Source organism: Streptomyces sp. NPDC090127 (assembly GCF_044746945.1).
In the GTDB taxonomy this organism is placed as follows: Bacteria; Actinomycetota; Actinomycetes; order Streptomycetales; family Streptomycetaceae; genus Streptomyces.
The window spans coordinates 92,681-105,615 of record NZ_JBIVDE010000003.1 but is presented as its reverse complement, the minus strand read 5'-3'; the positions used below and the strand labels follow the sequence as shown (position 1 = coordinate 105,615).

Genomic DNA, 12,935 nt, shown 5'->3' with positions numbered 1-12,935 from the left:
GGGTTTCGACGCCGAGAGGCTATATGAAAATGGATGCCATTATCAACATGGGCAGGGGTGGGCCACCCGCTCCGGGTCGCGGGGTCCGGCGACAGCTCGGAATCGGTGCTCTATGTGCTGTCCGCCGCGCCCGTGACGGGGCGCCCGGGGCCGGTTCCGGCGGCATGTCTCGGCCGCTCGGGCGCACTCGGGCGTCCGCGCGCGGCCCCCTCGGTTCCCCTCGCGGGCCCGAAGGGTGCCGCACGCGGACGGGGGCGACCCTGGAAGCTCATGGCATCCATTTCGGTGGCCGAGGTGGTCCGCTTGCGCGGGTGCCGCCCGGCCGGGCCGGTTGTGCGGTGAAGGCGGCCCCTACCAGGACGACTTCGTCACTCCCGGCAGGAATCCGGCGTGGGCCTGCTGTCGCGTTCGCACCCGCGAGAGGCCGAACGTGCGCAGGTAGCCTCGCGGCCGCCCGTCCACGCTGTCGCGGTTGCGCACGCGGGTGGCACTGGCGTCACGCGGCTGCCGCCGCAGCTCCGCCTGGGCGGCCTCGCGTGCGGCCGCGGTGGAGGACGGGCGGCGGATGACCGCCTTGAGCTCGGCCCGCCGGGCCGCGTACCGCTCGACGATCGCCTTGCGCTTCTCGTTCTGCGCGATCTTGCTCTTCTTCGCCATCAGACCTTCCCTCCCCGTGCGCGGATCCGGGCCACGGCGGCCTCGATGCCGATCGAATCCACCGTCTTGATCGCCCTGGCGCTCAGCGTCAGGCGGATGTGCCTCCCCTCGCTCGCCAGCCAGTAGCGCTTGCGCTGGACGTTCGGGTCGAAGCGGCGAGAGGTGCGCCGGTGCGAGTGGGAGATGTTGTTGCCGAAGCCGGGCTTGGCGCCGGTCAGTTGGCAGTGGGCCGACATGGAGGCAGCCACCTTTCTCGTCGATGGAGCGTATTGGTAATGGAAATCATTGCCATATACTAGCCCCATGGCACGCAACGAGATCCGCCCGGTCATCAAGCTCCGCTCCACGGCAGGCACCGGGTTCACCTACGTCACCCGCAAGAACCGGCGCAACGACCCGGACCGGATGGTCCTCCGCAGGTACGACCCCGTCATCGGCCGCCACGTGGACTTCCGCGAAGAGCGCTGACCCACCCCGCACCCCCGCCATCGAAAGGCCTGCCATGAAGCCCGGAATCCACCCCGCCCACGAGCGCGTCGCCCGCTGATGACTCACGCGCACCCACTGCCCGTCGTCCTCGTCGCCGGCCTGCACGCCGAAGCCCGGACCGAGGTCGTCGACCGCCTCCTGAAGACCGTCCCCGGAAGCGTGGCGCTGCACCACGACCTGACGGGCGGGCCCGACGCCCGCGTCCCGCGGGTGATCCGCGATGCCACCGGTACCGTCTCCCGCGGTGAGACACCCATGGTCAACGACTGCGCGTGCTGCGCCCTGCGCGAGGACCTTGTCCCGGAACTCACGCGGATGGCCGACAACGGCTTGACCCGCCTCGCCGTGGTCGAGCTGTGGGACTCGGTCGAACCGAAGGCCATCGCGGAGGTCATCGCCGGACACGGCGGAGACCGCCTTGCCCTGACGAACGTGATCACCGCCGTGGATCCCGCCCTCGTCCTGCCCTACCTCGCCAACGGCGACGACCTGTCGGAAGCCGGCCTCGCGGCGGCGACCACCGACCAGCGGACCGTCGGCGACACCTGGGCCCGCCAGCTGGAGTACGCGCCCGTCATCGCCCTCGTCGACAACGACGAGGCCGACGACGAAGACCATGCCCTCCTCGCCCAGTTGCACCCCACGGCACGGCGCGTGCCGGCCGGCTCCGGCGAACTCGCCGGGGCCGCCCTCGCGGGCTTCGACGTCGAAGCCGCCGCGGCCGCCCAGCACCCCGCGTGCGCGCTGCTGCCCCAGGAAGCGGACGAGGCCGGAGTCACCACCTTCGTCTGGCGCCGCCACCGCCCATTCCACCCCGAACGCCTCTATCAGGCCCTCGAAGACCTGTGCTGCGCCGCCGCCCGCAGCCGCGGCCGGTTCTGGCTGGCCGACCGCCCCGACACCCTCCTCGCCTGGGACGCGGCCGGCGGAGCCCTCTGCGTGGAGAACGCCGGCCCGTGGCTGGCTTCACTGCCGGACGCGGCCTGGGAACTGATCCCTCCCGTGCGCCGCGCGGCGGCCGCGCTCGACTGGCACCCCGAGCACGGCGACTGCTGCCAGCACCTCGTCTTCACCTCGCCCGGCCTCGACCGGGACGGCCTGGAACAGCTCCTCGACTCCTGCCTGCTGACGGACGCGGAGTACGCGTCGGGGCGCGAGGCGTGGAAGCACCTGCCCGCCGCGTTCGACCCTCTCCTCGACGCTGCCTGACACCCACCCGTACGACCCGTCACGGCCTGGCACGGCCGTGACGGAACCCCCCTGCAAGGAGACGCCGCCATGGCCCGACGCCCCGATCCCCGCAAGCCCGTCACGTCCCGCCCCAACCCGCTCGACGCGGCCGGGATCACGTACATCGACTACAAGGACACCGACCTGCTGCGGAAGTTCCTCTCCGACCGTGGCAAGATCCGCAGCCGCCGCGTCACCCGCGTGACAGCGCAGCAGCAGCGAGCCTTGGCCACCGCCATCGAGAACGCCCGCGAGATGGCCCTGCTGCCGTACGCCAGCCGCTGACGGGCGTACGAGCGGTCGGAGAGGCCCCCTGAGGGGATCGGCCGGGGCGGGGGCAGCCAAGGTGAACGGATTGTCCCCGGCCCGAGGTCTGCCGCCGACCACGGACACCTCGGATCCGGTGCACCGAATGTCCGTTTCCCTACCGTGTTCCACGGCGGCCTACCGCCTGCCGCGTGGGAGTACGCGCCCCCTTCACCTTCGCATGCCAGGGGCGCGGCGGCCCGCGGGCGCGGCGCGGCACGTGGTCCACCACCGGTCCGAGCCGTCGGTCATGGCAGCCATGGGGCGCACGCTCGCAAGCTTGGGTTGAGCCGCCGGAGTGAACGCGCCACCGGGAGGGGAACCAGGCGTTCGCCGCAGGGCGCCGGCAGGGCGCCGGCAGGGGGCAAGGCCTCGGCCCGACGATCCGTCCTCGTGTCCGGTGCCGGCGCCTGTCGCGCGGTTCCCGGCGCGATCAGGTAGTCAGGAACGGTGAACAAGCACGTGAGCGACCCCTTCGTGCACGTCCGGGGCGCCAGTGAGAACAACCTGCGGAACATCGATGTCGACGTTCCGCGGGACGCGATGGTCGCCTTCACGGGTGTCTCCGGTTCGGGTAAGTCCTCGCTCGCGTTCGGCACGCTCTACGCGGAAGCCCAGCGGCGCTACTTCGAGTCCGTGGCACCGTACGCCCGAAGGCTGTTGCAACAGGTCGGCGCACCGCACGTGCAGGAAATCACCGGACTGCCACCCGCCGTGGCCCTGCAGCAGCGACGCGGGTCGCCCAGCTCGCGCTCGACTGTCGGCACCATCACCACCCTGTCCAACCTGCTGCGCATGCTGTACTCCCGCGCCGGCACCTATCCGCCCCGGGCCGCCCGGCTGGAAGCCGAGTCGTTCTCACCCAACACCGCGGCCGGCGCCTGCCCCGAGTGCCACGGACTGGGCGTCGTGCACGACGTCGCCGAGGACCTGCTCGTCCCGGACCCCTCGCTGAGCATCCGCGAGGGCGCGATCGCCGCCTGGCCGGGCGCCTGGCAGGGCGCCAACCTGCGCAGTGTCGTGAGCGGCCTCGGTATCGACATCGACCGACCGTGGCGCAGGCTCAGAAAGAAGGACCGGGACTGGCTGCTGTACACGGACGAGCAGCCCTCCGTGTACATCGAGCCGGAGGAGGACCGCGTCGACTACGGCTACCAGGGCACATTCTGGAGCGCCCGCAAGCACGTCATGCACGTGCTCGCCGACTCCAAGAGCGAGAAGATGCGCGAACGGGCGCTCCGATTCGTCAGGAGTGTGCCCTGTCCCGAGTGTCACGGCAGCGGACTGCGGCCCGAGGCGCTCGCCGTGACGTTCGCCGGACGTTCCATCGCCGACTTCAACGCGATGCCGCTCACCGAGGTCGCGGCTCTGCTGCGGCCCGTCGCGGGGCGGTCCACCGCAGACGCCACGACGTCGACCGCCCGATCCGGGGAGACGACCGAGGTCGCTGTCCGGATCTGCGGCGATCTGGTCGCGCGGGTCGACGTACTGCTCGACCTGGGCCTCGGATATCTCAGCCTCGGGCGCCGCTCGACGACCCTGTCGCCCGGCGAGGCGCAGCGCCTGCGGATCGCCACCCAGCTGCGCTCGGGGCTGTTCGGCGTCGTCTACGTCCTCGACGAACCCTCCGCGGGCCTCCACCCGGCTGACGCGGAACCGCTGCTGGACGTGCTGGACCGCCTCAAGGCCGCGGGCAACTCGCTGTTCGTCGTGGAGCACGACATGGACGTCGTACGGCGGGCGGACTGGGTGGTCGACATCGGCCCCGGCGCGGGCGAGGGCGGCGGACGCGTGCTGTACAGCGGCCCGGTCGCCGGTCTTGAGCGGGTCGGGGAGTCGGCCACCGGCCAGTACCTCTTCGGGCGCGCCCAGCCGCTCGACCACCGCCCGCGCACACCGCAGGGCTGGCTGCACCTGCGCGGCGCCTCCCGTCACAATCTGCACGACGTGTCCGTCGACGTGCCGCTGTGCGTACTGACGGCGGTGACGGGCGTGTCCGGTTCGGGAAAGTCGACGCTGGTGACGCAGGTGCTCGCCGAGGTCGTCCGCGGCCACCTCGGGCTCATGCCCGAGGAGCCCGACGAGGCGCGGCTGGAGGTCGACGTCCAGGGCGCGTCGGGGGTCGAGGCGTTCGACCGGCTGGTTCGAGTCGACCAACGGCCCATCGGCCGCACTCCCCGGTCCAACCTGGCCACCTACACGGGGATGTTCGACGCGGTGCGCAAGCTGTACGCCGCGACGGACGAGGCCAGGGCGCGCGGCTACTCCGCCGGACGATTCTCCTTCAACGTGCCCGAAGGGCGCTGCGAGACCTGCCAGGGCGAAGGATTCGTCGCGGTGGAACTGCTGTTCCTGCCCGGCACCTACGCGCCGTGTCCGACCTGCCGGGGCGCCCGGTACAACGCCGAAACGCTGGAAGTCACCTACCGCGGCAAGAACATCGCGGAAGTCCTGGCGCTGTCCGTCGACGCCGCCGCCACGTTCCTGTCCGCCGTCCCGGCCGCCTCCCGCAGCCTGGAGACGTTGCGCGAGGTGGGGCTGGGGTACCTGCGGTTGGGCCAGCCCGCGACGGAACTCAGTGGGGGTGAGGCGCAGCGCATCAAGCTGGCCACCGAACTGCAGCGAGCCCGCCGCGGGCACGCGCTCTACCTGCTCGACGAGCCGACGGCGGGGCTGCACCCCTCGGACATCGCGCTGCTCCTGCGACAGCTGCACCGGCTCGTCGACGCCGGCAACACGGTCGTCCTCGTCGAGCACGACCTGGACACGATCGCCACCGCCGACTGGGTCATCGACCTCGGGCCGGGCGGCGGCGACGCGGGCGGGCGGGTAGTCGCGGCCGGCCCGCCCGCCAAAGTGGCAAGAGCCCGGCGCAGCGCCACCGCGCCCTATCTCGCGGCCCGGCTCGCGCGCTCCTGACGACGGCGCGCGGGGCTGAGCATCGCCGGCCTCCTCGAACGGGGCTCTCGTCGTCTATGCGGCGGGGGCGAGTTCTGCTTGGCCGAACAGCAGGGCCCAGCCGTGGGGGAGTTGATGGAGGATGCGGGTGATGAGGTCGGGGCCGGCGTGGGCGGTGATGGCGGCGAGGACGGATCCTGTGTCCCAGCGGGTGGTGGCCAGGGAGGCGCCGGAGCGGGCGGCGAGGTCCTTGACGAAGGCCCAGCCGGTCAGCGGCTGGCTGTCGGGGATCTGCGCGGTCAGCACGCGTGCGGCCTCCAGGGGCAGGCAGCGGGCCAGGGCGACGCGCTCGTCGCCGGTCAGCTGGCGCCCGAGCCCGGCGAGGACCAGGCGGACGGCTTCCTCGGCCCGCTCGAGGGTGGGGTAGGCGCCCTCGTAGCGGACTTTCTCCAGCATCTGCTCGTACGCCGTCGAATACGGCTGCTGGTGCTCAAGCGGTACGCGCGCGTCGGAGATCACTGCGGTGCATGCCTTTCACGGTGCAGGGGGGTGCCGGGTGTGGCACCCCCCATGGTGGTCAGGTGGGTTGGGGGCGGCCGAAGAGGAGGTCGTAGCCGTCGGGAAGCTGGAGCAGGATCTGCTCCGTGAGGTCCTCGCCTGCCGTGTCGGCGACGGTGGACAGCACGGCGCTCACATCCCAGGTCGCGGTCTGCTCGGTGGCACCATCGATCCACGCGGCGGTCGCGCGGACGAACCGCTCCGGGGGCAGCGGCTCGGCGCTCTGCAGCGGGTTGAGCAGGACCAGGGCGAAGCTCTCCGGCAGGCGGGCCGCGAGCTGGGCGCGGACTTCGCCGACCAGGTGTGCGCCGAGCAGAGCGAGCACCACACGGGCCGTACGGTCGGCTTCCTCCGCGGTGTCGTATTCGCCGCGGTGCTTCACGTGGTCGAGGAAGGCTTCGAGTCGCAAGGTCATCGGCCGCCACCCCTTGTTGTCTCGGGCTGTCCACGGGAGTGCGGAGGACGGGGAGGGGGAGGGAGGTGTCCGCCCTCCGCACCGGTCCGGCCGGTGTCAGCCGGAGATCTCCTTGCGGCCGGATCCGGCGCCGATGGAGATCTTGCGGGGCTTGGCGCGCTCGGCGATCGGGATGCGCAGGGTGAGCACGCCGGCGTCGTAGTCGGCCTGGATGCGCTCGGTGTCCAGAGTGTCGGCGAGCACGATCTGGCGGGAGAAGACGCCCAGCGGCCGCTCGGACAGCTCCACCTTCACGTCGTCGGCCTTCGCCGCCGGCCGCCGCTCGGCCTTGACGGTCAGCATGTTCCGTTCGACGTCGATGTCGATCGCGTCCGCGCTCACGCCGGGGATGTCGAAGGCCACCACATAGTCGTCGCCCTCGCGGTAGGCGTCCATCGGCATCACCGACGGCTTCGACCACGTGGCCGGGCCCATCAGCTGCTGCGTCATCCGGTCCAGCTCACGGAAGGGGTCAGTGCGCATCAACATCGTGAAACACCTCCAGCAGGTTCGAGCGGTTGCTGCCAATGCGCTGCACTGACACCGTTGTAACATGTCATCCGATGGATGACAAACATGATGTCGTCGACCTGATGACCGCCCGAGGGAGGCGCCCGTGACCGCAGCCGACCAGCCGTCCACGACCGACACCGACGCCCAGAGCCCGGGGTCCTTCCTCGCCGCCGCAGCGGCGCTGGCCGCCATAGACGACGCGCTCCGCGACGCCCGGCACGAGGCCCCCGACGCCGCCCGGCCCGGCCCCGAGCAGGCGCTGGCCTCCTTGCTGCTGCTGCGGCAGGTGCGCGAGCAGCTCGCCGGCTGGGAAACCGGCCTGATCGAAGCGGCCCGCGACGCGGGCGCCAGCTGGGCCGACCTGGCCGGCCCGCTCGGCGTCGCCAGCCGCCAGGCCGCCGAACGCCGCTACCTGCGCGGCCGCCCCGGCGACGTCGGCACCACCGGCGAACAGCGCGTCACGGCCACCCGCCAGGCCCGGGCGGCCGAACGCGCCACCGCCACCTGGGCCCGCGCCAACGCCGCCGACCTGCGCCGCCTCGCCGGACAGATCACCGCGCTCGCCCACCTCGGTCCCGAAGCGCGCTCGGCCCAGGCCACCCTGCACGCCGCTCTGGGCGCCGCCGACGCCGCCGAGCTCATCGCGCCCCTGGCCGGCATGCGCCCCTACCTCGATGCCCGCCACACCGGCCTCGTCGAATCCCTGAACACTCTCGAAGACCGACGCCCGACGACAGCCGCTGACGACGGCGCGATTGCGTAGAGATGCTTAAGGCAAGTACATGATTCTTTGATGGTGCTTACGGTTCGCGGCAGGCATCGTTCCCTGGGACGGAGATTCCGGGAGGAGAGCGAACGTGAACAGCGCCGCCGGCAGGAGACCGATTGTGGTCCGGGCAGGAGCACATGCCCCTCAAGAGGACAGGACAGCGATATGACCACCCTGGCCGTGACCACCTCCACCGCTGCGTCGGCGCGTGTGAACTGCATCGTGATCGGTGTCGCCAAGAATGCCAAGACCGCCGAGAAGCCCGTCCTGGCGCCCGGTGCCGATGCTTTGAACGAGGCGTTCGAAGGCAGGCTGGCCGAGATCATCCACGTCCTCGGGATGTCCGGCTCGCCAGGCGAGACGCTGAAGCTGCCGGCCCCGAGCGGCTTCAGCGCCGACTTCGTCCTGGCGGTCGGTCTGGGTGATGCCCCTGACGCGAGCGAATACGCCCCCGAGGCATTGCGCAGGGCCGCCGGTGAAGCGGCCCGTGCCCTGGCAGGGACCGAGCGTGCCGCCCTGGTCCTGCCCGTCTCCACCGCCGAGGCGGCAGAGGCGGTGGCCCTGGGCGGACTGCTCGGCTCGTACGCCTACACCGCCCACCGCGCACCCGGCGACGACGGGGGCCCCGTCGGTGCACTGCAGATCGTCACCACCGCCGAGGCCTGCGACGACGTGACGGCAGGCGTCCGGCGCGGCACCGTGATCGCCCAGGAGGTGAACCGCGCACGCGATCTCGTCAACATGCCGGCGAACCACCTGACTCCGGAGACCTTTGCCGCCGCCGTCCAGACGGTCGGCGCAGAACACGGGCTGGACGTCGACGTGCTCGACGAAAAGGCGCTCGCCGAGAACTCCTACGGCGGCATTCTCGGCGTCGGCCAGGGCTCGGCCCGACCGCCACGCCTCGTCAGGATCACCCACACACACCCGGAGGCGCACACGACTCTGGCCTTCGTCGGCAAGGGCATCACCTACGACTCCGGCGGCATCTCGTTGAAGCCGGTCGGCTTCAACGAGATCATGAAACGCGACATGTCCGGTGCCGCCGCGGTGTTCACCGCCGTGGTGGTCGCGTCCCGCCTCGAACTGCCGGTCAACATCACAGGATGGCTCCCGCTCGCCGAGAACATGCCGTCCGGATCGGCCACTCGGCCGGGAGACGTTCTGCGGATGTACGGAGGACGGACCGTCGAGGTCCGTAACACCGATGCCGAAGGGCGTCTGGTGCTCGCCGATGTGCTGGTGCGCGCCGGTGAGGACGGCCCGGATGCCATCGTGGACGTGGCCACCCTGACCGCGGCGATGAAAATGGCGTTGGGCCACCGCACCTTCGGCGTGATGTCCGATGACGAGTCCTTCAGGGACCACGTCGTGGATGCCGCTGGACGTGCAGGCGAACAGGCCTGGCCCATGCCGCTGCCGGTCGAGCTGCGTGAAGGCATGAAGACCCCGGTGGCGGACATCGCCAACACCGGCGAGCGGATGGGCGGGGGACTGGTCGCCGGCCTGTTCCTCAAGGAATTCGCGCCGGCCGGCATCCCCTGGGCCCACATCGACATCGCCGGGCCGGCCTTTCACGAAGGGGCGCCCTACGGCTACACCCCCCACGGGGGCACCGGTTCCGCGGTGCGGACGCTCGTGCGACTGGCTGAGGACGCCGCGACCGACGCACCGCACCAGTTCCCCACACCCCGGTGAGCCGCCTCATGCCCCTCCTCCGCCCCGTCGACACAGCCGCGGCTCCCGCACCCTTCGGCCCCTACGCGCAGGCCACGCTCACACCGCCGGTCGAGTCGGGAGGCCGACCTTGAGAATCCTCTACCAGGTCGACGCCTTCACCCGTACCCCGTTCACCGGAAATCCAGCGGGCGTGATGCTGGCCGCGGAGGGCATGACGGATGCCGAAATGCTCGCGGTCGCGCGGGAACTCAACAATTCCGAGACGGCCTTCGTCCTGCCCGCGGACGGTGCCGACCACGACGTGCGCGTCCGCTTCTTCACGCCGACGACGGAGGTGCCCTCATGCGGACACGCCACCGTCGGGGCGCACTTCGCCAGGGCGGTCGAGTACGGACTGCCCTCGTGCTCCCTGAGGCAGAAGACGGGGAGCGGCCTGGTCCAACGTGTGGAGATCCAACGCCACGGGGAACGCGTCCGAATCGGTATGCACCAGGGCGCGGCCGAGTTCGGCCCCGAGCTGGACGGCGATCAGGTGGACCGGCTCCTGCGCGCACTGGGAGGCGACACCAGGGACCTCGCCGACAACGGCCCCGTCCAGATCGTCTCGACCGGCCATTCCAAGGTGATCGTGGAACTCCGCGACCGCGCCGCCGTCGACGCACTGCGGCCGGATGCCGCCGCGCTGACGGCGCTCAGCCGTGAGATCGGCAGTAACGGCTACTTCGTCTTCACCCGCGCCACCGCCGACCCCGCCCTGCTGTCCTGGGCCCGGATGTTCGCACCAGCCATCGGCATCGCCGAAGACCCGGTCACCGGAAACGGGCACGGTCCCCTCGGCGCCTACCTCGTACGGCACGGCATCGTGCCGGCCCCTGCCGGGAGGCTCGCCTTCACCGGCCGCCAGGGAGCGGCGATGGGCAGACCCGGCGATGTCCGGGTACTCGTCGACACGGGACCCGACGGCCAACTCTCTGTGTCCATCACCGGTGATGCGGTGACCGCGTTCCGGGCCGAGCTCCCGCACCGAAAGGAACCGAAGGGGGACGACTGAGACAGCCTGTGCGCCTGCCCCGCCGGACGATCCGCTGCGCGCTTCTGCCCCTCGTACTCGGCGGTCCCGCGGACTGGAAGCCCTGATGTCACCAGGACGCCCCCGCCCGGGCCCCGCATGACACGTTCCGGACCGGTCATACGTGGTGTCGGAAGGTCTCCTATTCGGTGATCGCGTCGTCGCGAGTGCCGGGACGGCGGCCCCTGAGAGCGGGAGTGAGGAGAGTCGATGGGAGAGATGCAGGGCGCGAACGGCCTGGTCGCCATACCCGAGGTGGTGGACAGCCCCGCGCTGCGGTCGCAGCCGACGGGGCGGCCGGCCCGCTGGATGCTGCGCCATCAGGTGCAGCCGGTGGGGCCGGCGGCCGGGGAGGGGCACGCGGAGCGGCACGCGTGGTGGAAGGTGATGTGCCTGACCGGCGTCGACTACTTCTCCAGCCTTGCCTACGTGCCGGCCATCGCCGCGCTCGCGGCGGGTGCGGTCTCCCCGCTGGCGACACTGCTGATCGTGGTCCTGACCCTGCTCGGGATGCTGCCGATGTACCGGCGGGTGGCCAAGGAAAGTCCGCGCGGCGCCGGGTCGGTGGCGATGCTGGAGGATCTGCTGCCGTTCTGGTGGGGCAAACTCTTCGTGCTGGTCCTGCTCGGGTTCGTCGCCACGTCGTGGATCATCACCATCACCCTGTCGACTGCGGATGCCTCTGTGCACGTAGTGGAGAATCCCTTCTTTCCCGAGGCTCTGCACGGCCATGAGGTAGCCCTCACCGTGGCGCTGCTGCTGGTCCTCGGTGGCGTGTTCCTCCTCGGCTTCAGCGAAGCCGTCAGCGTCGCCATCCCGCTGGTCGCGATCTTCCTGGCCCTCAACGCCGTCGTCATCGGCGTCGGCGTGGCACACGTCGTCACGACCCCGGGCGCGTTCTCGGCCTGGACGGACGCGTTTCTCGGAGGCGGCGCCGGTTTCGGCGACCTGATGGCGCCCGCGCTCCTCGCCTTCCCCCTGCTCGTACTGGGACTGTCCGGCTTCGAGACAGGCGTGAGCATGATGCCCCTGGTGTCGGCCGACGGCGCCGGCGACGAGGAACGACTGCGCTCACGTATCCGCAACACCCGCAGACTGCTGACCACAGCCGCGCTCGTCATGAGTGTGTACCTGCTCGCCTCCAGCTTCGTCACGACCGTCCTCATCCCCGAGGACGAATTCAAGCCCGGCGGTGCGGCCAACGGACGCGCCCTGGCCTGGCTGGCCCACGAGCACGTCGGCGAAGCGTTCGGCACCGTCTACGACATCAGCACGATCCTCATCCTCTGGTTCGCCGGCGCGTCCGCCATGGCGGGACTGATCAACATCGTTCCCCGCTACCTGCCCGACTACGGCATGGCCCCCGAATGGGGGCGCGCGGTGCGGCCCGTCGTCCTCGTCTACACGGCCCTGTGCATTCTCATCACCATCGCCTTCGACGCCGACGTCGACGCCCAGGCCGGCGCGTACGCCACCGGTATCCTGGCCATGATGGTCTCCGGCGCCTTCGCCGTCACCGTGTCCGTCGCGCGCAGCGGTCGTCGAACGGTCGCCACCGGATTCGCGCTGTTGACCCTGGTGCTGCTCTACGCCCTGGCCTACAACATCCTCGACAAGCCCGACGGCATCACCATCTCCGGCTTCTTCATCGCCGGCATCATCGTCGTGTCCCTGGTCTCCCGCGTGTCCCGCACCACGGAACTGCGCGCCGACCGCATCGTCTTCGACGAGGCCGCCCGCCGCTTCGTCGCCGGCACCCTGGCCCATGACAACGCGATCAACATCATCGCCAACCGCCGCCAGGCCGGCGACAGGGCCGAGTACGGCGACAAGGAGCGCGAGCAGCGCGGCACCAACCCGGTTCCTGGCCCTGCCGACGTGCTCTTCCTGGAGATCGACGTCGTCGACCCCTCCGACTTCAGCGATACCCTCACCGTCCGCGGAGTCGAGGTCGACGGATACAGGATTCTGCGTGCCGAGGCGCCGGCCGCCCCGAACGCCATCGCCGCGATCCTCCTCGCCCTGCGCAACACCACAGGCGTCAGGCCCCACTGCTACTTCGCCTGGGCCGAGGGAAGCCCCCTGAAGCACATGTTCCGCTACTTCCTCCTCGGCCGCGGCGACACCGCCCCCGTCACCCGGGAGATCATCCGCAAGCACGAATCCGACCCCAACCGCCGACCGGGCATCCACGTCGGCGACTGAGCGGACGTCACACTCCGGGAAGCGGCGCTCTGGTACCGCTCCTTCCGAGCACTGAGGAGAGCAGTTCCGCCGCGAGGGCCCTCCCGCGCTCAAGTCGTCCAACCGAG

The 12,935-nt window shown here is 70.9% G+C and carries 13 protein-coding genes; 8 read left to right on the top strand and 5 right to left on the bottom strand.

The window, feature by feature from the left end; translation table 11 throughout:
* Window positions 1-351: 351 nt before the first annotated feature.
* Together rpsN and rpmB are read right to left on the bottom strand one after the other, a co-directional pair.
* Window positions 352-657, bottom strand: a complete 306-nt coding sequence (rpsN, locus tag ACIPPS_RS11560) for a 30S ribosomal protein S14 (RefSeq protein ID WP_401429811.1) — start codon at window positions 655-657, stop codon at window positions 352-354.
* Window positions 657-893 carry a 50S ribosomal protein L28 gene (rpmB, locus tag ACIPPS_RS11555; RefSeq protein WP_401429808.1) on the bottom strand — a complete coding sequence of 79 codons (237 nt, stop codon included), beginning with the start codon at window positions 891-893 and terminating at the stop codon, window positions 657-659. The genes rpsN and rpmB overlap by 1 nt, the downstream gene beginning before the upstream one ends.
* Window positions 894-960: 67 nt before the next feature.
* Here rpmB and rpmG point away from each other — a divergent pair, with 67 nt between their 5' ends.
* The 4 genes from rpmG to uvrA all read left to right on the top strand — a co-directional run bounded on the left by rpmG (window position 961) and on the right by uvrA (window position 5,601).
* On the top strand, window positions 961-1,125 hold the full coding sequence (gene rpmG, locus ACIPPS_RS11550; RefSeq protein ID WP_401429806.1) for a 50S ribosomal protein L33: 165 nt from the start codon (window positions 961-963) through the stop codon (window positions 1,123-1,125).
* Window positions 1,126-1,203: 78 nt separating this feature from the next.
* Window positions 1,204-2,355 (top strand): CobW family GTP-binding protein, encoded by a 1,152-nt coding sequence (locus tag ACIPPS_RS11545; protein ID WP_401429804.1) that lies wholly within the window; start codon window positions 1,204-1,206, stop codon window positions 2,353-2,355.
* Between the two features lie 69 nt (window positions 2,356-2,424).
* A complete protein-coding gene (gene rpsR, locus ACIPPS_RS11540) occupies window positions 2,425-2,661 on the top strand; it encodes a 30S ribosomal protein S18 (RefSeq protein ID WP_401429801.1) in 237 nt (78 codons plus the stop codon).
* 471 nt (window positions 2,662-3,132) lie between these two features.
* Window positions 3,133-5,601, top strand: coding sequence for an excinuclease ABC subunit UvrA (gene uvrA / locus ACIPPS_RS11535; protein WP_401429799.1), 2,469 nt, complete (start codon window positions 3,133-3,135; stop codon window positions 5,599-5,601).
* Between the two features lie 54 nt (window positions 5,602-5,655).
* On the opposite strand, the gene ACIPPS_RS11530 is transcribed toward uvrA, so the two are convergent.
* The 3 genes from ACIPPS_RS11530 to ACIPPS_RS11520 all read right to left on the bottom strand — a co-directional run bounded on the left by ACIPPS_RS11530 (window position 5,656) and on the right by ACIPPS_RS11520 (window position 7,081).
* A complete protein-coding gene (locus tag ACIPPS_RS11530) occupies window positions 5,656-6,099 on the bottom strand; it encodes a DUF2267 domain-containing protein (RefSeq protein ID WP_401429797.1) in 444 nt (147 codons plus the stop codon).
* Window positions 6,100-6,157: 58 nt separating this feature from the next.
* Complete coding sequence (locus ACIPPS_RS11525; protein WP_401429795.1) at window positions 6,158-6,553, bottom strand: DUF2267 domain-containing protein; 396 nt, start codon at window positions 6,551-6,553, stop codon at window positions 6,158-6,160.
* 96 nt (window positions 6,554-6,649) lie between these two features.
* Entirely contained in the window at window positions 6,650-7,081 is a 432-nt protein-coding gene (locus ACIPPS_RS11520; protein ID WP_401429793.1) for an Hsp20/alpha crystallin family protein, read from the bottom strand.
* Between the two features lie 127 nt (window positions 7,082-7,208).
* Between ACIPPS_RS11520 and ACIPPS_RS11515 the strand changes: the two genes are divergently transcribed.
* From ACIPPS_RS11515 to ACIPPS_RS11500, 4 genes are all read left to right on the top strand, one after another.
* A complete protein-coding gene (locus ACIPPS_RS11515) occupies window positions 7,209-7,868 on the top strand; it encodes a type III effector protein (RefSeq protein ID WP_401429791.1) in 660 nt (219 codons plus the stop codon).
* A 171-nt stretch (window positions 7,869-8,039) separates the two neighbouring features.
* Entirely contained in the window at window positions 8,040-9,572 is a 1,533-nt protein-coding gene (locus ACIPPS_RS11510; RefSeq protein WP_401429789.1) for a leucyl aminopeptidase, read from the top strand.
* Window positions 9,573-9,681: 109 nt separating this feature from the next.
* On the top strand, window positions 9,682-10,605 hold the full coding sequence (locus ACIPPS_RS11505; protein WP_401429786.1) for a PhzF family phenazine biosynthesis isomerase: 924 nt from the start codon (window positions 9,682-9,684) through the stop codon (window positions 10,603-10,605).
* 237 nt (window positions 10,606-10,842) lie between these two features.
* Window positions 10,843-12,828, top strand: a complete 1,986-nt coding sequence (locus ACIPPS_RS11500; RefSeq protein WP_401431352.1) for an amino acid transporter — start codon at window positions 10,843-10,845, stop codon at window positions 12,826-12,828.
* Window positions 12,829-12,935: the final 107 nt, after the last annotated feature.

Excerpts from the sequence above, each read along its gene's own strand:
- ACIPPS_RS11500 (WP_401431352.1), top strand. The coding sequence starts at position 10,843 with ATGCAGGGCGCGAACGGCCTGGTCGCCATACCCGAGGTGGTGGACAGC.
- rpsN (WP_401429811.1), bottom strand. The coding sequence starts at position 657 with ATGGCGAAGAAGAGCAAGATCGCGCAGAACGAGAAGCGCAAGGCGATC.
- rpmG (WP_401429806.1), top strand. The coding sequence starts at position 961 with ATGGCACGCAACGAGATCCGCCCGGTCATCAAGCTCCGCTCCACGGCA.
- ACIPPS_RS11525 (WP_401429795.1), bottom strand. The coding sequence starts at position 6,553 with ATGACCTTGCGACTCGAAGCCTTCCTCGACCACGTGAAGCACCGCGGC.
- ACIPPS_RS11545 (WP_401429804.1), top strand. The coding sequence starts at position 1,204 with ATGACTCACGCGCACCCACTGCCCGTCGTCCTCGTCGCCGGCCTGCAC.
- ACIPPS_RS11510 (WP_401429789.1), top strand. The coding sequence starts at position 8,040 with ATGACCACCCTGGCCGTGACCACCTCCACCGCTGCGTCGGCGCGTGTG.
- rpsR (WP_401429801.1), top strand. The coding sequence starts at position 2,425 with ATGGCCCGACGCCCCGATCCCCGCAAGCCCGTCACGTCCCGCCCCAAC.
- ACIPPS_RS11520 (WP_401429793.1), bottom strand. The coding sequence starts at position 7,081 with ATGTTGATGCGCACTGACCCCTTCCGTGAGCTGGACCGGATGACGCAG.
- rpmB (WP_401429808.1), bottom strand. The coding sequence starts at position 893 with ATGTCGGCCCACTGCCAACTGACCGGCGCCAAGCCCGGCTTCGGCAAC.